At 66.0% G+C, this 17,824-nt stretch carries 18 protein-coding genes; 12 read left to right on the top strand and 6 right to left on the bottom strand.

The genetic code is table 11. The features are described 5' to 3' along the window. The first annotated feature begins 55 nt into the window (after window positions 1-55). The 3 genes from AC4FWB_RS09620 to AC4FWB_RS09610 are packed head-to-tail and all read left to right on the top strand — an operon-like array spanning window position 56 to window position 2,519. On the top strand, window positions 56-1,252 hold the full coding sequence (locus AC4FWB_RS09620; RefSeq protein WP_491025762.1) for a Tm-1-like ATP-binding domain-containing protein: 1,197 nt from the start codon (window positions 56-58) through the stop codon (window positions 1,250-1,252). 6 nt (window positions 1,253-1,258) lie between these two features. After that, a complete protein-coding gene (locus tag AC4FWB_RS09615; protein ID WP_491025761.1) occupies window positions 1,259-2,098 on the top strand; it encodes a phosphoenolpyruvate hydrolase family protein in 840 nt (279 codons plus the stop codon). Window positions 2,099-2,102: 4 nt separating this feature from the next. Further along, window positions 2,103-2,519 carry a cupin domain-containing protein gene (locus AC4FWB_RS09610; RefSeq protein ID WP_491025760.1) on the top strand — a complete coding sequence of 139 codons (417 nt, stop codon included), beginning with the start codon at window positions 2,103-2,105 and terminating at the stop codon, window positions 2,517-2,519. Between the two features lie 182 nt (window positions 2,520-2,701). On the opposite strand, the gene AC4FWB_RS09605 is transcribed toward AC4FWB_RS09610, so the two are convergent. After that, window positions 2,702-3,892: a M24 family metallopeptidase gene (locus AC4FWB_RS09605; RefSeq protein WP_491025759.1), complete on the bottom strand. Its 1,191-nt coding sequence runs from the start codon at window positions 3,890-3,892 to the stop codon at window positions 2,702-2,704. Here AC4FWB_RS09605 and AC4FWB_RS09600 point away from each other — a divergent pair. The 7 genes from AC4FWB_RS09600 to AC4FWB_RS09570 all read left to right on the top strand — a co-directional run bounded on the left by AC4FWB_RS09600 (window position 3,855) and on the right by AC4FWB_RS09570 (window position 10,196). After that, window positions 3,855-4,217, top strand: coding sequence for a hypothetical protein (locus AC4FWB_RS09600; RefSeq protein ID WP_491025758.1), 363 nt, complete (start codon window positions 3,855-3,857; stop codon window positions 4,215-4,217). The two genes, AC4FWB_RS09605 and AC4FWB_RS09600, sit on opposite strands and share 38 nt — an antisense overlap. Window positions 4,218-4,233: 16 nt before the next feature. Then, window positions 4,234-5,844, top strand: a complete 1,611-nt coding sequence (locus AC4FWB_RS09595) for an ABC transporter substrate-binding protein (protein WP_491025757.1) — start codon at window positions 4,234-4,236, stop codon at window positions 5,842-5,844. Between the two features lie 261 nt (window positions 5,845-6,105). Continuing rightward, window positions 6,106-7,092, top strand: coding sequence for an ABC transporter permease (locus AC4FWB_RS09590; RefSeq protein WP_491025756.1), 987 nt, complete (start codon window positions 6,106-6,108; stop codon window positions 7,090-7,092). Further along, complete coding sequence (locus AC4FWB_RS09585; RefSeq protein ID WP_491025755.1) at window positions 7,089-7,919, top strand: ABC transporter permease; 831 nt, start codon at window positions 7,089-7,091, stop codon at window positions 7,917-7,919. The genes AC4FWB_RS09590 and AC4FWB_RS09585 overlap by 4 nt, the downstream gene beginning before the upstream one ends. Further along, window positions 7,916-8,920 (top strand): ABC transporter ATP-binding protein, encoded by a 1,005-nt coding sequence (locus tag AC4FWB_RS09580; protein ID WP_491025754.1) that lies wholly within the window; start codon window positions 7,916-7,918, stop codon window positions 8,918-8,920. The genes AC4FWB_RS09585 and AC4FWB_RS09580 overlap by 4 nt, the downstream gene beginning before the upstream one ends. Next, complete coding sequence (locus tag AC4FWB_RS09575; protein WP_491025753.1) at window positions 8,917-9,693, top strand: ATP-binding cassette domain-containing protein; 777 nt, start codon at window positions 8,917-8,919, stop codon at window positions 9,691-9,693. Before AC4FWB_RS09580 ends, AC4FWB_RS09575 begins: the two co-directional genes overlap by 4 nt. Further along, window positions 9,690-10,196: an L-2-amino-thiazoline-4-carboxylic acid hydrolase gene (locus AC4FWB_RS09570; protein WP_491025752.1), complete on the top strand. Its 507-nt coding sequence runs from the start codon at window positions 9,690-9,692 to the stop codon at window positions 10,194-10,196. Before AC4FWB_RS09575 ends, AC4FWB_RS09570 begins: the two co-directional genes overlap by 4 nt. Window positions 10,197-10,272: 76 nt before the next feature. Here the strand turns inward: AC4FWB_RS09570 and AC4FWB_RS09565 are convergent, their stop codons facing one another. The 4 genes from AC4FWB_RS09565 to AC4FWB_RS09550 form a co-directional block, all read right to left on the bottom strand. Continuing rightward, complete coding sequence (locus AC4FWB_RS09565; protein ID WP_491025751.1) at window positions 10,273-11,028, bottom strand: ATP-binding cassette domain-containing protein; 756 nt, start codon at window positions 11,026-11,028, stop codon at window positions 10,273-10,275. Next, window positions 11,021-12,082 carry an ABC transporter permease subunit gene (locus AC4FWB_RS09560; RefSeq protein WP_491025750.1) on the bottom strand — a complete coding sequence of 354 codons (1,062 nt, stop codon included), beginning with the start codon at window positions 12,080-12,082 and terminating at the stop codon, window positions 11,021-11,023. The genes AC4FWB_RS09565 and AC4FWB_RS09560 overlap by 8 nt, the downstream gene beginning before the upstream one ends. A gap of 75 nt (window positions 12,083-12,157) precedes the next feature. Further along, window positions 12,158-13,135 carry an ABC transporter substrate-binding protein gene (locus AC4FWB_RS09555; RefSeq protein WP_491025749.1) on the bottom strand — a complete coding sequence of 326 codons (978 nt, stop codon included), beginning with the start codon at window positions 13,133-13,135 and terminating at the stop codon, window positions 12,158-12,160. Between the two features lie 404 nt (window positions 13,136-13,539). Beyond that, on the bottom strand, window positions 13,540-14,445 hold the full coding sequence (locus AC4FWB_RS09550; RefSeq protein ID WP_491025748.1) for a sugar-binding transcriptional regulator: 906 nt from the start codon (window positions 14,443-14,445) through the stop codon (window positions 13,540-13,542). A gap of 266 nt (window positions 14,446-14,711) precedes the next feature. Here AC4FWB_RS09550 and AC4FWB_RS09545 point away from each other — a divergent pair, with 266 nt between their 5' ends. Together AC4FWB_RS09545 and AC4FWB_RS09540 are read left to right on the top strand one after the other, a co-directional pair. Beyond that, complete coding sequence (locus tag AC4FWB_RS09545; protein WP_491025747.1) at window positions 14,712-15,617, top strand: tagatose-bisphosphate aldolase; 906 nt, start codon at window positions 14,712-14,714, stop codon at window positions 15,615-15,617. 103 nt (window positions 15,618-15,720) lie between these two features. Then, window positions 15,721-17,127 (top strand): ROK family protein, encoded by a 1,407-nt coding sequence (locus AC4FWB_RS09540; RefSeq protein ID WP_491025746.1) that lies wholly within the window; start codon window positions 15,721-15,723, stop codon window positions 17,125-17,127. A gap of 7 nt (window positions 17,128-17,134) precedes the next feature. Here AC4FWB_RS09540 and AC4FWB_RS09535 read toward each other — a convergent pair whose 3' ends face one another. Beyond that, window positions 17,135-17,812 (bottom strand): GntR family transcriptional regulator, encoded by a 678-nt coding sequence (locus AC4FWB_RS09535; RefSeq protein ID WP_491025745.1) that lies wholly within the window; start codon window positions 17,810-17,812, stop codon window positions 17,135-17,137. Between the last annotated feature and the right edge of the window lie 12 nt (window positions 17,813-17,824).

Genomic DNA, 17,824 nt, shown 5'->3' with positions numbered 1-17,824 from the left:
GCAGGCGGCAATGCCGGGCGCGCCGGAGAACGAGAGAGACAACGGGGAAACGCGGATGAAGCGCATCTATGTGGTCGGCACGGCCGACACCAAGGGTGAGGAACTCGCCTTCCTGGCCGATGCCGTCACTGCCGCCGGCGACGCGGTCGCCCGCGTCGACATCGGCACGCGCGGCGCCACCGTGCCGGTGGACATCCAGGCCAGCGAGGTCGCCGCGCATCATCCGGACGGAGCCGGCGCCGTGCTCGGCATCGACGATCGCGGCACGGCCGTTGCCGGCATGGGCGTCGCCTTTACCCGCTTCATCCAATCCCGCGACGACGTCGCCGGCGTCATCGGCATCGGCGGCGGCGGCGGCACCTCGATCGTCACCGCCGGCATGCGCGCGCTGCCGCTCGGCCTGCCGAAGATCATGGTCTCGACACTCGCTTCCGGCGACACCGCGCCTTATGTCGACGTCTCCGACATTATCATGATGCCGTCGGTGACCGACATGGCCGGCCTTAACCGCCTGTCGCGGGTCGTGCTGCACAATGCCGCCCAGGCCATCGCCGGCATGGCCGCGAAGCCGGCGCCGTCCGCGGCCGGCAAACCGGCGCTTGGCCTCACCATGTTCGGCGTCACCACGCCATGCGTCACGGCAATCGCCGACCGGCTGCGGGCAGACTATGACTGCATGGTCTTCCACGCCACCGGCACCGGCGGCCGCTCGATGGAGAAGCTTGCCGACTCAGGTCTGCTCGCCGGTATCCTCGACATCACCACGACCGAGGTCTGCGACCTGCTGTTCGGTGGCGTGTTGCCGGCGACCGAGGATCGCTTCGGCGCGATTGCCCGCACGAGACTGCCCTATGTCGGCTCGGTCGGCGCGCTCGACATGGTGAACTTTTGGGCGCCTCCGACGATCCCCGAGCGCTATCGGGACCGGCTGTTCTACGAGCACAACCCGAACGTCACGCTGATGCGCACCACGACTGACGAATGCCGCCGGATCGGCGAATGGATCGGCGGCCGCCTCGCCCGCTGTGAAGGCCCGGTGCGCTTCCTGATCCCGGAAAAAGGCGTGTCCGCGCTCGACATCGAGGGCGGCGCTTTCTTCGACGCGGAAGCCGATGCCGCCCTGTTCGACGCTATCGAGCGCACGATCAAGCCGACGAAGAACCGCACCGTGACGCGTCTGCCGCTGCACATCAACGACCCTGCATTCGCCAAGGCCGCGGCCGAGGCCTTCCTCGATATCGTCAAGAAGTGAGACCCGATGGCCGCCATCCCGCGCAAGCAGATCCTGGAAAAATTCCGCAAGATGATTGCCGACGGCGTGCCGATCGTCGGCGGTGGCGCCGGCACCGGTCTGTCGGCCAAGGCCGAGGAAGCCGGCGGCATCGACTTGATCATCATCTACAATTCCGGCCGCTACCGCATGGCGGGGCGCGGCTCGGCCGCCGGCCTGCTTGCCTATGGCAACGCCAACGAGATCGTCAAGGAAATGGCCTATGAGGTGCTGCCGGTGGTGAAGAAGACGCCGGTGCTGGCCGGCGTCAACGGCACCGATCCGTTCGTCATCATGCCGCTGTTGCTCACCGAGTTGAAGACGATGGGCTTCTCCGGCGTGCAGAATTTTCCGACCGTCGGCCTGTTCGACGGCACCATGCGCCAGAGTTTTGAGGAGACCGGCATGGGTTTTGGGCTCGAGGTCGACATGATCGCCGAAGCCCACAAGCTCGACCTGCTGACGACGCCTTACGTCTTCAACCCGGACGAAGCGCGCGCCATGGCACGAGCCGGCGCCGACATCGTCGTCGCCCATATGGGCGTCACGACCGGCGGCTCGATCGGCGCGACGTCGGCGAAGTCGCTCGATGCCTGCGTGAAGGAGATCGACGCCATTGCCGATGCCGCGCGTTCGGTGCGCAAGGATATCATCCTGCTTTGCCATGGCGGGCCGATCTCGATGCCCGACGACGCGTGCTACATTCTCGAGCGCTGCGAGGGGCTGCACGGCTTCTACGGCGCAAGCTCGATGGAGCGGCTGCCGGCCGAGGCAGCGATTGCAAGGCAGACTGCGGATTTCAAGGCGGTTGCGAACAGGAAGGGATGAGACAATGGCCGACAGGAGCAAAGTGTTCGTCTACCCGAAGGACGTCAGCGCCTTCGGCTTCGACTGGGGCAAGCTGTCACTCACCGTCGCGCCGGAGGTGAACGGCGCGGGGCGCTTTTCCGGCGGCGTCGTCGACCTGCCGCCGGGCAAAGGGCATACCCGCCACAACCATCCGGGCGCGGAGGAGATCATCTTCGTCATCTCGGGCCATGGCGAGCAGATGGTCGAGGACGAGAAAGGCAATCCGGTGGTCGCGAAAGTCGGTCCCGGCTGCACCATCTACGTGCCGGAAAGCCGGTTTCACTCGACGCTCAACACCGGCGACCAGCCGATGCAGCTCTTCGTCGTCTATTCGCCGGCCGGACCGGAGCTGGCGCTGCGTGACCTGCCGGACTTCAGGCTGTTGCCGGTGGGCAAGTGATCGTTGCGCCGTCTCTGCGTGACGCCCCCTCATCCGGCCGCTGCGCGGCCACCTTCTCCCCAAGGGGAGAAGAGACAGGCGCCAGCGTTGGCGCCCTCCTCTCCCCTCGGGGAGAGGTCGGATTGCCCTGAATTGCGCTTGCAATTCGGCTGGCAATCCGGGTGAGGGGGAGCGCCTCAGCGCTAAGCAGCCCCGCCCCTGTTCCACCCCCTGCCGCGATCGCCGAACATCACATAACCGGTGTCTGTCACCGCGACGGTGTCCTCCAGCTTGATGAAGCCGCGCGTCGGGTGAAGCATGGTCGTCTCGACCGAGAGCACCATATTTTTCTCCAGCGGCTTTGCCGCGTACGTGCCTTCATAGGTGACCGGATGGTTGGTCATCAGGAACGGCGCCTCATGCGTGATCAATCCCATGCCGTGGGCGAAGAAATCCGTATAGGACGCGACCTTCGAGGCCTTCAGCACACTCTCCGCATGCGCGATCATGTCGCCGCCGAGCGTGCCGGCCTTGACCTTTGAGAAGGCCGCCTTCTGCACCGCCTCGACCTCGGCCAGCAGATCTTCCAGCTCGGCATCCGGCTCGCCGAGCACGCCCATGCGGCAGAGGTCGCCGATATAGCCGTGATAATTGCCGCCGGAATCGATCGACAGCACCTCGCCCTTCTTCCACGCCTGGCTTGACGCGGCGCGATTGTGGCTCGAGCCCAGCGTCAGCAGGCAATATTCGAAATGCGCGCCGCGGTTGGTCTGCTCGCGCCTGAGCTGCTCGATGATGTCGGTCTTGGTCGTGCCCTCGCGCGCCCAGGCGATCGTCGCCAGCATGGAATCGGTGATCAGTTCCGAGGCGATGCGCAATTTCTCAAGCTCGGCCTCGGTCTTGATGGCGCGCATGTTCTCCAGCATGCCGGTCGCGTCGATCAGCTTCGCGTCCGGCAGCGCCTTGCGGATCAGCGCATAGGCATCCGACGGCAGGAAGCCCGGCTCGATGCCGATACGGGCAGCTCCCTTGCCGATCTTCTGCAGATGCTCCACAGCGAGATTGGCGGCGTCGAGCGTTCCCCAGCAGGCGGCATGCAATGTCGGCGTCCAGAACGGATGGTTCTGGTGCTCGCCGCCTTCCATCTTGTTGCCGATATAGGCCGCGTGCTCCGGCCCACCCTTCTCATAAAGGACGATCGGCAGATAGCGGCTGTGGCCGATGGCATCCATCGCCGCGAAGAAGATGAACTTGTAGCCGCCGAGCAGGTACTGCGTGTTGTGCTTGGAAGTGGCGAAGAGCACGTCGATGCCGGCCTCCTCCATCAGCCGGTCCACCCGCGCCTGGTCGAACGGGATGCTGCTGACCTCGGTTTTGCCCGGAGCGATATTCATCGACCTCTCCCTGAATCTTCCGGCCGCTCAGGCGGCCCATCTTCTTGAACTTTTGGCTGTCGACCAAATCTGCATCATTTTGACCACTCTGGTCCAGCCAGAATCGACAGCGCTTGCCGGTCCGGCTCTGCCACAGCGACCCCAAGTGGCATTTACCTCCAATCTGGTCCTACCAGATGACCGCAGCCGCGGCCCCGATATAACTGGTCCAGCGGACGAAAATTTCAAAGCCAAGCTATCCTGCGCCAAAACCGTCTCTGGCGAAACCTTTGCCAAGGGCCATAATCCCGTTCATTTCGAGGTTGCCCACGCCTGTCGCGGGTGAAGAGGGGAGTTGAGCGATGTCCGAATTGACCATTTCACGCCGCGGCCTGCTTGCCGGTTCGGCGCTGCTTCTGGCCTCGACCGCGCTGCCGGTCATCGGTCGCGCGCAGGCGCCGAAGAAGGGCGGAAGGCTGATCGTCGCCGCCGACTCCGAGCCGCGCAACTTGAACCCGGCGATCGTCGCTTCCAACGGCGTCTTCTTCATCTCCAGCAAGATCGTCGAGACGCTGGCCGAAGCCTCCTTCGAGGGCAAGGATGGCCTTGAGCCGCGCCTCGCACTCTCCTGGGAAGGCGCCGCCGACGGCCTGTCGGTGACCTTCAAATTGCGCGACAGCGTCAAATGGCATGACGGCAAGCCCTTCACCTCCGCCGACGTCGCCTTCTCGGCGCTGCAGGTCTGGAAGCCGCTGCAGAATCTCGGCCGCACCGTATTCAAGGACCTCGTAGCCGTCGACACGCCCGACGACCTGACCGCCGTCTTCAAATTCGCCAAGCCGACGCCGTTCCAGCTCATCCGCAATGCGCTGCCGGCGCTGTCGAGTGTCGTGCCGAAACATATCTATGAGCTGGGCAAGATCGAGGACAACCCGGCCAACAACGCGCCGATCGGCACCGGCCCGTTCAAGTTCGCCGAATACAAGGCCGGCCAATACTACCGGCTGGCGCGGAACGACGACTATTGGGGCAAGGACGAGCCCTATCTCGACGAGATCGTCTACCAGGTGCTGCCGGACCGCACCTCGGCAGCCGCGGCCCTCGAAGCCGAAGAGATCCAGCTTGCCGCCTTTTCGGCCGTGCCGCTCGCCGATCTCGACCGCATCTCCAAGGTGCCGGGCCTGAAGGTTGTCACCAAGGGCTATGAGGGGCTGACCTACCAGCTCGTCGTCGAGATCAACCACCGCCGCAAGGAACTGGCCGATCTCAAGGTGCGCCAGGCGATCGCGCATGCCATCGACAAGGATTTCGTCGTCAAGACGATCTTCCTCGGCTATGCCGCGACTGCGACCGGCCCGGTGCCGAAGAACGATCCGCAATTCTATACCGCCGACGTCCCGACCTACCCCTTCGACGTTGCCAAGGCCAACGACCTGCTGGACGAAGCCGGCTACAGGCGCGCGGACGACGGCAAGCGGTTCACGCTGAAGCTGTTGCCGGCGCCCTATTTCAACGAAACAAAGCAGTTCGGCGACTATCTGCGCCAGGCGCTGGCCGCCATCGGCATCGACGCGGAGATCGTCAACAACGACTCGGCCGCGCACATCAAGGCGGTCTATACCGACCACGCCTTCGACCTTGCCGTCGGCCCGCCGGTGTTCCGCGGCGACCCGGCGATCTCCACCACCATCCTGGTGCAGAGCGGCATTCCGGACGGCGTGCCCTTCTCCAACCAGGGCGGCTACAAGAACGCCGACCTGGATGCGCTGATCGCCAAGGCCTCGGAGACGCTCGACACATCAGCGCGCACCGAGCTCTACAAGGAGTTCCAGAGGAAGGTGGCGGCCGAGCTGCCGCTGATCAACGTCGCCGAATGGAGCTTTATTTCCGTCGCCCGCGACACGGTCGGGAATATAGCCAACAACCCGCGCTGGGCGGTATCGAACTGGGCGGACACCTATTTGGCGGGTTGATCTCACACTTGCGGATCGACGGTCGGGGTGCTGAGCTTCGAGAATGAGAGTTCCTTCGCGCCCCCCTCTGTCCTGCCGGACATCTCCCCCACAAGGGGGGAGATTGGCAGCTTCGGCGCCCCGCACTTTTCTGCAACCTTGGAGATTGGCGAAAACCGCGATCACAGCTGATCTCCCCCCAAGTGGGGGAGATGTCCGGCAGGACAGAGGGGGGCGCCGTAGAGCGCGACTTCAGACGTTTGCAAGCGGCGTCATTTCGGCATGACCCGCGCCCTCACCATCCTCCGCCGTCGTCTCGTCGGCAGCATCTTCGTGCTGCTGATCGTCGTCATCGGCAGCTTCCTCCTGCTCGAAGCCGCCCCCGGCGACGCGGTCGACGCCTATATCGTCTCGACCGGCGGCGATGCCGGCATGATTGAGTTGCTGCGCCACCGCTGGGGCCTCGACCAGTCCGAGCTGACTAGGCTTGCCAACTATCTCTGGGCATTGCTGCATCTCGACCTCGGCCATTCGGTCACCTTCTCGCGGCCGATCCGCGACGTGATCCTCGAACGCCTGCCGACCACGCTCATCCTGATGGGCAGCGCCACCGCGCTTTCCTTCGGCCTCGGCTCGGCGCTCGGTATCTATGCAGGTGCCGCGCCCGGCAGTTTTCGCGACCGTTTCCTCTCCATCGGCTCGCTGGCGCTCTATGCCGTGCCCGGCTTCTGGCTCGGCCTGGTGCTGATCGTGGTCTTCGCCGTCGACCTGCGCTGGCTGCCGATCGGCGGCATCGAAACTATCGCTTCCGGTAAGGGCGGTCTGGCGCGGGCCGCCGACATCGCCACCCATCTCGTGCTCCCGGTGTCGGCGCTCGGCTTCATTTATCTCGCGCTCTATTTGCGCATGATGCACGCCGGCATGGCCGAAGCCTGGCGGCAGGATTTCGTGCTTGCCGCCCGCGCCAGGGGCCTGCCGCGCCGCCGCATCGTGCTCGCCCATGTCGCCCGCAACGCGCTGCTGCCTCTGGTCACCATGCTCGGCCTGCAATCGGCGCAGATGCTCGGCGGCAGCGTCGTCATCGAAAGCGTCTTTGCCGTGCCCGGTCTCGGCCGCTTGGCCCAGGAGGCCGTCGCCGGCCGCGACACGCCGCTGCTGCTCGGCATAATCCTGGTCAGCGCCGTGCTGGTCGTCGTCATCAATCTCCTGGTCGATCTCGCCTACGCCTTTCTCGATCCGCGCGTCGGCGCCAGCGAGGCCGGCGCATGAACCGGCTGCTCCGCTTCTTCCGCACGCCGGAGGCGATCGCCGGCGTGCTCATCCTTGCTTTGCTGGTCGCGATGGCGCTGGCGGCGCCGCTGCTTTTCCCGGGTGACCCGCAGGCGATCGCCGGCCCGGCACTGCTGCCGCCGTTCCAAAACTGGTCGCTGCCGCTCGGCACCGACCGGCTCGGCCGCGACGTGCTGGCCGAACTCTTCCATGGCGCCCGCACCTCGCTGGCGGTCGGACTGGCGGCGGCCGCCGCGGCACTCCTGATCGGCGCGGTGATCGGCACGCTGGCCGGCTTCGCCGGAGGCTTGATCGATGAGGTGCTGATGCGCGTCACCGACGCCTTCCAGACCGTGCCGAGTTTTCTGCTGGCGCTGGCCTTCGTCAGCATCGTCGGCCCATCGCTCGGCGTCGTCGTCGCCGCAATAGCGCTCGGTGCCTGGACCGGACCCGCGCGGGTGGCGCGCGCCGAAGTCCTCTCCATCCGCGAGCGTGACTATGTCGCCGGCGCCCGCGTCATCGGCATGCATCCGATTGCGATCGCCTTCCGCGAAGTGCTGCCCAACGCCTTGCCGCCGGTGCTGGCGCTGTCGTCGGTGATCGTCGCGGCGGCCATCCTCACCGAGGCGGCACTTTCCTTCCTGGGATTGGGCGATCCCAACCGTGTCACCTGGGGCGGCATGATCGCCGAAGGCCGCACTGTCTTGCGCACCGCGCCGTTCCTATCGATCGTTCCCGGCCTCGCGCTGGTGCTGACGGTGCTCGGCGTCTACCTCGCCGGCGAGGGCGTGGTGGAAAGCACCGCGGTGCGCAGGAGCCTGTCGTGACCGCGCTGTTTTCCATCCGCGACCTCTCGGTGAGGTATCGCAGCGACGGTGCTGAGGTGGCGGCGCTGAAAGGTGTGAGCTTGGACGTAGAGGCTGGCGAGCGCCTGGCGATTATTGGCGAGAGCGGCTCAGGGAAAAGCACGCTGGCGCTGGCGATTGCGGGGTTGCTGGCTGGGTCGGCTAAGATTGACGGTTCGATCGAATGGAAGATGCCGAAATCGCAAACGTCTCATTCCTTCGCGCCCCCCTCTGTCCTGCCGGACATCTCCCCCACAAGGGGGGAGATTGGCAGTTCCGCGGCCGGCTCTCCCCCTGCACAGTTGGAAATTGGCGAAAGCGGACGCGACAGTTCAATCTCCCCCCAAGTGGGGGAGATGTCCGGCAGGACAGAGGGGGGCGTGACAGAACGCCAACCGCCCGCAATTGGTGCACCTCTCCTCGGCCGCGACATCGGCTTCGTCTTCCAGGATCCCTCCTCCAGCCTCGACCCTGTCATGCCGATCGGCAAGCAGATCGCCGAAGTCGCACGCGCGCATCTCAGTCTGACCTGGCCGCAAGCCTACGCCAAAGCCAAAACCCTGCTCGAACGCGTCCGGCTGCCCGAACCGGAAGCCGCCCTGCGCGCCTATCCGCACCAGCTCTCCGGCGGCCAGAAGCAGCGCGTGGCGATTGCCGCCGCCATCGCCGCTGGACCGAAGCTGTTGATTGCCGACGAAGCAACCAGCGCGCTCGACACCATCGTCCAGGCCGAAATCGTCGCCCTGATCCGCCGGCTGGTCGCCGAGGACGGCATGACGCTCATCTTCATCAGCCACGACATAGCGCTGGCCTCCACACTTGCCGAACGCATCGCCGTGTTGCGCAATGGGGAACTCGTCGAGCTTGGAGAGACCCGCCAAATTCTCGACGCGCCGCGCCATGCCTATACACGGTCGTTGCTCGATGCCCATCTCGGCCTCGACGCGGAGCCATTGCTTGACGGACAAGGCGCTTCGGCATGACCGTGCTTGCCGTCTCCAACCTTGCCAAGCACTATCGTCGCGGCGGCAAGCCTTTTCCTGCGGTCGACGATGTTTCGTTCGAGATCGACCCGGCCGAAACGCTGGCGCTTGCCGGTCCGTCCGGCAGCGGCAAGTCGACCATCGCGCGGCTGGTGCTGCGGCTGATCGAGCCCGATGCCGGCCGCATCGACTTTGAGGGCATGGACTTCCTTGCGCTTTCCGGCGCTGCGCTGCGCGCCAAGCGCGCAAGGCTGCAGATGGTGTTCCAGGACCCGCTCGCGGCCTTCAATCCGCGCGCCACGGTGGCGCGCGTGCTGGACGACCCTTTGCGCATCCACGGCATCGCCTCGCGCGCCGAACGCCCGCGCCGCATCGCGGCGCTGCTGGAGCGCGTCGGCCTCGATGCCGGCCTTGCCGGGCGCGCCATCCACGAGATTTCCGGCGGCCAGCGCCAGCGCGTGGCGATCGCCCGCGCCATCGCCGCGCGGCCATCCCTGATCGTGCTCGACGAAGCGGTGTCGGCGCTCGATGTCTCGGTGCGCGGGCAGATCCTGGAATTGCTGCTCGACCTGCAAAGACAGGAACGGATCGCCTATCTCTTCATTTCGCACGACCTCGGCGTCATCCGCGCCGTCGCGCATCGCATCGTCATCCTCGACGCCGGCCGGATCACCGAGAGCGGCGATGCCCGCGCCGTCATCGCCAACCCGCAATCGGCGATCGGCAAGGCGCTGGTGGCGGCAACGCCGAGACTGGACAGGAACCAACCATGACCGACCCCTCAGCCAGAGCCGAAAAACTGTCGCGCGAGCTCGATTTCGCCTTTCGCAACAGGGCCGATCTCTATCGCCTCTTCCTGGATGAGCTGACCGCCGAGCTTGGCGCCGAAAGGGCCGAAGCGGTGATGATCCGCACCATCGAAAAGCGCGGCCAGGAAGTCGCCGCGGCGGCCTTCGCCGGTTTCGGCCCTAATGATGCGCTGGCGATCGGCGAGGCCTTCCTTTCCGTCAGTCCGGATGGCGGCCGCATGTATCCGACCGACGTCGATCGCGGCCCGGATCACATCGCTTTCAAGGTGAAGCGCTGCCCGCTGAAGGACGCCTGGGTCGAGGCCGGCGTTGCTGAGGAAAAGCTCGCTACGCTCTGCCGCATCGCCGGCGCCTTCGACCGCGGTCTGTTCGAGGCGACCGGCGTGCGCTTCGCCAACGTCACCTGGACGCCGGGCCATGGCTCCGGCTGCTGCCACATCGCGTTGACCAACCGCGACGCCGGCTAAAGCATGATCCCGAACCGAAGGTCAGCGTAGCAAAAAGTGGGAACCGGTTTTCGGATAAGATCATGCTCAAAAAGACCTAGCCGCCGACCATCAGCTTGACGACTTCGTCGTGATTGGTCTCGGAGATCTTGCGCTCGCCGGCCTGGATGCCGCGCCTGAGCACGACGATGCGGTCGGAGACGGCGAAAATATCCTGCAGATTGTGCGAGATGAAGATCACGCCGCGCCCTTGCGCCTTGAGCTGGTGGATGAGCGAGATGACCTTGCGCTGCTCCGGAACGCCGAGCGCCGCGGTCGGCTCGTCCATGATCAGAATCTGCGCGTCCCAATAGACGGCGCGGCCGATGGCGACGGCCTGTCGCTGGCCGCCGGAGAAATTGCTGACCGGCGCCTCCAGCCGGCTGACATGGAAATCGAGCCGGCTCATCGTCTCCTTGGCGGCCGTGGCCATCGCCTTGCGGTCGAGCACGGGCAGGAAGCCGAACGCCTTGCGCATCGGCTCGCGGCCAAGGAAGATGTTGGCGCCGATCGACAGATTGTCGGCCAAAGCGAGATCCTGGTAGATCGTCTCAATGCCTTTCTCGCGCGCCTCCTGCGGCGTGGCGAAGCTCACCGGCTCACCTCTCAGCAGGATTTCGCCGCCGGTCGGCTGATAGACCCCGGATATCGCCTTGATCAGCGTCGTCTTGCCGGCGCCCGTTTGGCCGGCAAGCGCCACCACTTCGCCCGGCCGCACGACCATGGAGAAATCGTTGAGCGCGCGCACGGCGCCAAAGTGCTTGGACAGGTTCCGGACTTCGAGGAGGGGAGCGGTCTGCACGCTGCTATTCATCCTGACGGGCTCCACTGAACCGGCGCTGCGCCTGGTCGATAAGGACGGAAATGATGATGACGACGCCGACGGCGATGAACTGCCAGAACGGCTCGACATTGACGAAGACCAGCCCGTACTGGATGACCGCGATCACCAGCGCGCCGGCCACCGTACCGAAGATCGTGCCGGAGCCGCCGAACAGGCTGGCGCCGCCGATCACAACCGCGGCGACGCTGTCGAGCAAGAGCGGTTCGCCGGCCTGCGCGGCGCCCGCGGTGAAGCGCGCGGCATAGAGCGCCCCGCCGAGGCCGGCGCACATCGCCGACAGCACGTAAAGGCGCAGTATGTGATCCTTGATGTCGATGCCGGCGCGGCGCGCGGCCTGCGCGTTGGCGCCGATCGCGTAATTGTGCTGGCCGAACCGGGTCTGGCTCAGAATGTAGTGCATCACGATGACGAAGATCGCGGTGATGATGACGAGGTAGGGCACGCTGTAGAACTTGCCGTTGCCGAGCAGCGCAAACCAGGAATTCTGCACCGGCACCGTTGTGCCCCCGGCAAGCAGGTAGGCGGCGCCGCGCGCGACGCCGAACATGCCAAGCGTGCCGATGAAAGGCGGCACCCTGAGGCGCGAGATCAACAGGCCGTTGATGACGCCGGGCACGCCGGCAACGATCACGGCGGCAAGAATTCCGGCCAGCATCGCCAGCGGCAAGGGGATGGCGGCTCCGGCCATGTTGGTCGCATGCGCCGCAATGACGGCGGCCAGCCCCATGATGAAGCCGAGCGAGAGATCAATGCCGCCCGAAATGATGACGAAGGTCTGCCCGGTCGCGAGCAGCAGCGGCGCCACGGCGAATATCGCAATCGATTGCAGATTGAACGGATTGAGCACGAAGGTCGCGCCATAGACGACCCTTGACCAGACCTCGAAACAGACGATCAAGGCGGCGAGGAACAGCCATGCGCGCCCTTCGGCGATGCGTCGGATCCAGCTCTTGGCCGCTTCGCTGTGGTCGGCCTGAGGGGCGATATGCTTTTCGGCCTGCTGGGTTGATGATGTCGAGGTCATGAATGCTCCGCGGGGCGGCTCGCTTCAGGCGCAGGTCCCCTCCCGGCAGGCCGGGAGGAGACCAAACGCGTTTGGTTACTCGGAGTATAGATACTTCGAGATGTTCGGATCCGCGATGTTGGACTTGTCCATGATCGTGAAGCCGGTGCCGATCGAAACCGGGATCGAATGGCCGGTCAGGTGCCCATAGGCCGAGACGACGCCGAAATAACCGATCTCTGCCGGATGCTGGGCGATCGCCACGTCCACCAGGCCGGTGTTGATGTTGTCGACGATGCTGGTCGGAGCATCGAAGGCAACCACCTTGACGGTGCCGGTCTGCCCGGCCTGCTTGACGCCGTTGGCGGCGCCCAGCGCCGAGAACAGATTGGCGCCGAAGACGCCGACGAGATCGGGATTGCGGGCGAACACCGCCTGCAGCTGCGAGGCCGCCTTGTTGGCGTCGTCGTCGTTGAACTGGGTCTCCAGCACGGTGATGCCGGTATGCTTGGCCATCTCCTTCTTGAAGCCCTCTTCGCGCTGGTCGGTGGTCGAGATGCCGGGCTTGACGTTCGATACATAGACCTTGCCCTTGTCGCCGATGGCGGTGGCCAAGGCGCGTGCCGCGATCTCGCCGCCGAGCACGTTGTCGGAAGCGATGTAGGCCAGCGGGAAATCGGCGTCGCCGGCGCCGGTCTGGTAGGTGCCGGTGCCGATGAAGGTGTCGACGGTGAGGACCGGGATGCCGGCGTCGTTGGCCTTGCGCAGCGGCTCGACCAGCTGAACCTTGTCGGTCGGCGCGATCAGGATCGCATCCGGCTTCTTGGCGATGACGGCGTCAAGCACCGGCACCTGGGTGACCGGGTTGAAGTCCGGGGCGCCCTGGAAAACCAGGTTCACGCCGAGCGCGTCGGCCGCCGCCTGGGCGCCCTTGCGCATGGTGATGTAGAAACCGTCGGTGGTCAGGCCCGGAATGAGCGCGATGGTGTACTTCTTGTCCTGCGCTTGCGCGGGCGCCATCAGCACCGTGGCGCTGACGGCGAGCGCCGCGAGCGCGGCAACGATCTTCTTCATGAACTCCTCCTCTTTGTGGTTGGCAGATTTGCCATTGCAAGTGACTGGAATGGCCGCCGATCCGCTCGGGATGCCGACGGCCGGGAACGCCTGTCTGCTGTCGCGGGCAGCTTTCCTCCCAAGCGCCCTCCGGTCGATATGTCAGCCGGTCGAAGCCGACCGGCCATTAGCCGCAGTCTCGTTGAGCAACTGCGCCACTCGGGGGTTCGTCCAAGCCGAGCGCACAAACTTGTAACACTTTGCAGAAATAAATTGCAACTCGGTTTTTCCGAGGTTGCAGCGACAGCTTTTTCGCACCGGACAGCATCTGCCTGCTCTGAAGAGGCCCCGGCGGACTATTGCTCCGAGCTTGCGGCGACACAACTGATTTCGCCGGCGACCTGCACTGGCCGGCTGCCAGCGGTTTAACGAGACGGCAGAGTGTCGAGGATGGCCTGCGCCGTCTTCGTGTCCGTCACCAAGGCATTGATGAGCCCGGCGCGGACGGCGCCGATGATCGCGGTTGCCTTCTCCGGCGAGGCGGCGACGCCGATCGCCAGCGGCGCGGCGCGAAGCTGTGCCGGCGACATCGCGATCATCCGGCCCTCCCCTTCCCAGGCGATCAGCGCGCCCTCGGCATCGAAATAATGCCGAAGCACGTCGCCCGCCGCGTGGACCAGCGCCTGCTCGCTCGGCGTCGCGGCGCTCGCCTCCGGCGCGTTGATGGCATGCGGCAGGCCGACGCCGACGATCGCGACGTCGGTCCGGTCCCAAAGCGCCACGGCATCGCGGATCGCGGTATCGCCAAGGAAGACGTCGCGCAGCTCGCTCGACGGCAGATAGGGCGCATGGATGAAGTGCGGCGTGCCGCCGAACTCCTCGGCCGCAAGCCGCACGAACTCGTTGATCTGGAAATGCGGGGCGTGCTGCTGCATGCCGCCGGTGGCGGCGACGGTGAGAACGCCCGGAATACGCGGCAGACCGGCCCGGATCACCTCGCGCACTGCGCGTCCCCAGCCGATGGCCACCACGGAGCCGGCCGCCAGCTGCGCCTGCTTGAGCAGGCCGCCGAGCGGAGCGGAGAGCGCCGTCAGCGCGCCGGCCGACGGCGTCTCGATCACCGCGGCGTCACGAAGCGCCAGCCGGTCGATCAGCTGTCTGGTGATGTCCTCCGGCGTCACCAGATCGATAACCTCGATCCTCACGATGCCCTCGGCCCGCGCGCGCTGCAGCAGGCGCGAGATCGTCGCCGTCGAGACGCCGAGCTGCCGCGCGATGTCGACCTGCGACATCTCCGCCTCGTAATGCAGCTTGGCGACCGTGTGCAGCATGGTGCGCGATGCGGTCGCATCCTGGATGGGAGAGGCAGACAGCTTGCAATTCCTTTCAGCAACGTGTTACACGCACATACGCCGACGGGAGTTATCGCGCAAATCCGGCGAACCCGCAACTTGAGGTCACGGCGCTGGCGAGGCCGCTTGTTCAGCAGCCGAAGGCACATCAAGGCGGCAAAAATCGCCCGCCGGCCGGCGGGTGAAACTGAACATTCCTGATCCGCGCCCTCGGCGAGAGAGCGCCTAACACGGACGAAAAGACCATGACGAAGATGACCACTGCGGAGTTGCGCGGCTACCAGCAAATCTGCGGACCGGACGGGGCCATGGTGGCCATCGCCTGCGACCAGCGCGGCGGCATGCGCACCTTGCTGGCGTCCGACCCGGCCGAGCAGGCCAAGATCACCAACGACATGCTCGGCGATACCAAGGCGGACATCACGCGCTACCTCGCCAGCGCCGCGTCCTGCGTGTTGCTCGACCCGCTTTGCGCCGTGCCGCGTGTGGTCGACGAAGGCGTGCTGAACCGCGACACCGCGCTGCTCATCGGCCTCGACGCCTCCGGCTTCGATGTCTCGCCCGAGGGCTACCGCCTGTCGCGCCTCGTTCCCGGCATCGACGCTCGGCGCGTGCGCGAGCTGGGCGGCACCGGCGGCAAGATCATGGTCTACCTCAGGGCCGACAAGCCCGCAGCCAACGAGCACAACATCGCCATCCTGCGCCAGTGCATCGCCGACTTCGGCAAAGAGGACCTGCTTTTGGTCGTCGAGTTCCTGACCTATCAGCTCGAGGGCGAAAGCCCCGAGGACTATGCGGCCAAGACGCCCTGGCTCGTCGAGGAAGGCACGAGGATTTCGCTGGAGTGCGGCGCCAAGGTGCTGAAGCTTCCTTATCCCGGCACGGCCGAGGCCTGCGCCAACATCACCACGATGGCGGGCGAGGTGCCGTGGGCGGTACTGTCGGCCGGCGTCAACCACGCGACCTTCCTCGGCCAGGTCGAGATCGCTATGCAGAACGGCGCGTCCGGCGTCATCGCCGGCCGTTCGCTGTGGAAGGACTGCATCTCGCTCGACCGTGACATCCAGCGCGAAAGGCTGAAGACCATCGCCGTGCCGCGACTGCGCGAGATCCAGGCGGTGATCGGGCACTATCGGCGGAAAGCCGCTTAGAGCATTGTAGGCAGACGCGAGGAACGGGCTTCCGGCTCCGCCTGAGCCGCGCCTTTCGAGATCTGCGCTCAGCAACGCACAGGACGTCATGCCACAAAGGTCGATGGCCATCGGGATCGATATCGGCGGCACCAATCTGCGTGCCGCCCGCATCTCGGGCGCGGGTGAAATCCTCAAGCGCGTCGCTGAGAAAAGCGCGCCCGATCCGGAACTGGTGCTCGGCCGCATCGCCGACATGGTGCGCCTTCTCGATACGCCCGAGGTGGCGGCCATCGGCGTCGGCGTTCCCGGCCGCGTCGATGCAAGGCGCGGCGCGGTGCTGTCGGGCGGCTACGTCGACCTCGCCTCGGTCGCCCTGCAACAGCGGCTGGAGAGCATGGCCGGCAAGCCCGTCGTGCTCGACAACGACTGCAACATGGCGCTGGTCGCCGAAATGGCGCTGGGGGCGGCCGCGGGGCACGACAATGTCGTCATGTTCACCATCGGCACCGGCATCGGCGGCGCCGTCGCTCAAGATCGGCACATCATGCGCGGGCGCGCGACGGCCGGCCAGCTCGGCCACATCAGCGTCGATGTCAACGGCGAGATCTGCGCCTGCGGCCGGCGCGGCTGCGTCGAGACCACCAGTTCGGGCACGGCGCTCGGCCGCCACATCGCGCGCGCCGGCCTGGGGCAGGGTGTCTCCGTCGATCTGCTCTTTGCTCGCGACGCGACCGGCGACGGCACGGCGCGCGGCATATTGGAGGCCTGGGCCAAGCCGTTGCGGGCGGCAATCGATTCGGCTGTCGCCATGTTCGACCCCGACCTTGTCCTGCTGGGCGGCGGCCTGGGCCGGGCGGCGCACCGGGCGCTTGCCCATGCGCCGGCGCTGGCGCCCTGGTATCAATGCCAGGTGGAGCCGGCCATGCTGGGCGACGACGCCGGCGTGATCGGCGCCGGCCTGCAGGCGCTCAAAGCGAAGGCAGGCACGCCATCGCCGAGGCGCGCCGTGCTCGTCAACGGTATCCCGGCAAGCGGCAAGAGCACCGTCTCGCGCGGCATCGCCGACCGCATGGGCTGGCCTCTGCTGGCGCTCGACACGGTCAAGAACCCGTTCCTCGAAATACTCGGCGGCGCCGACCGGGAATTCAACCGCACGCTTGGCCGCGCCAGCTACCAGGCGATCTGGTCCGTTGTCGGCGAAGCTCCGGCGGGCGCCACATTCGTCGTCGATGCCTGGTTCGGTTTCCAGCCGCGAGACGTTCTCGAGGATCATCTGCGTAAAGCCGGCGTCGAGCGGACCGCCGAAATCTGGTGCCATGCCCCCGGCGAGGTCCTTGCCGAGCGCTACGGCGCCCGGCTTGACCAGAGGCCCGCCGGCCATCCGGGCGCGGCTTACATCCCCGAGCTGATCGAGCTGGCCAAACGCGCCGAGCCACTGCGGCGCGGACCGCTTTTCGACGTCGACACGACGAAGCCGATCGACTTCGACGCGATCACCGCCTGGCTGCGGGCAACATTCCACGCATAGGCGGTCCTCAAGCGTCTGGCGGCTGCAGCGCCGTGCGGGCGATCTTCCAGGCGGATTCGACATGCCGCCGCGCCGCCGCTTCCGCCTCCTCCGGCTTGCGCGCCCGGATCGCATTCATGATCGCATTCATTTCGGCGATCGCCGGCTCCCGCCGGTTCACTGATGCGATCGTCATCGAGCGCAGCTGGTTGATGCGCACATTCAGCCCGCTGACGATCTCCCAGGCGACGCGCTTGTCCGCGGCCTCGAACAGCGCTTCGTAGAACCCGGTCGTCGCCCGCATCACCGCCGGCGGCTTGCCGGACGCCCAGGCCTCAAAAAGGGCCTCGAGCGCACGTTCGAGGACAGCCAGTTGGCCATCGGTCGCCGATAGCGCGCAGGCACGCGCCGCGATCCCTTCGAGCAGGGCTCTGAGCTCATAGATCTCGTCGGTGCGGCCGAGGTCGGGCCTCGCCACCGCCGGCCCATGTCCGGGGATCATTTGTACGAGGCCTTCAGCCTCCAATTGCCGCAAAACCTCGCGCACAACCGAGCGGCTGACGCCGAGCTGGTCGCAAAGCGGCCGCTCGACCAGCCTTTCGCCCGGCTGAAAATGAAAATCCATGATGGCCTCGCGCATGCGCTCGAGAGCCAATGTTCTCAAGGTCTTGGCGCTGCGGTCGATGCGAAGCGTGTCGTCCTGCATGTCCTTGCTCCC

The organism is Mesorhizobium sp. LEGMi-168a (assembly GCF_058312955.1).
This window is presented reverse-complemented; position numbering and strand designations above follow the sequence as displayed.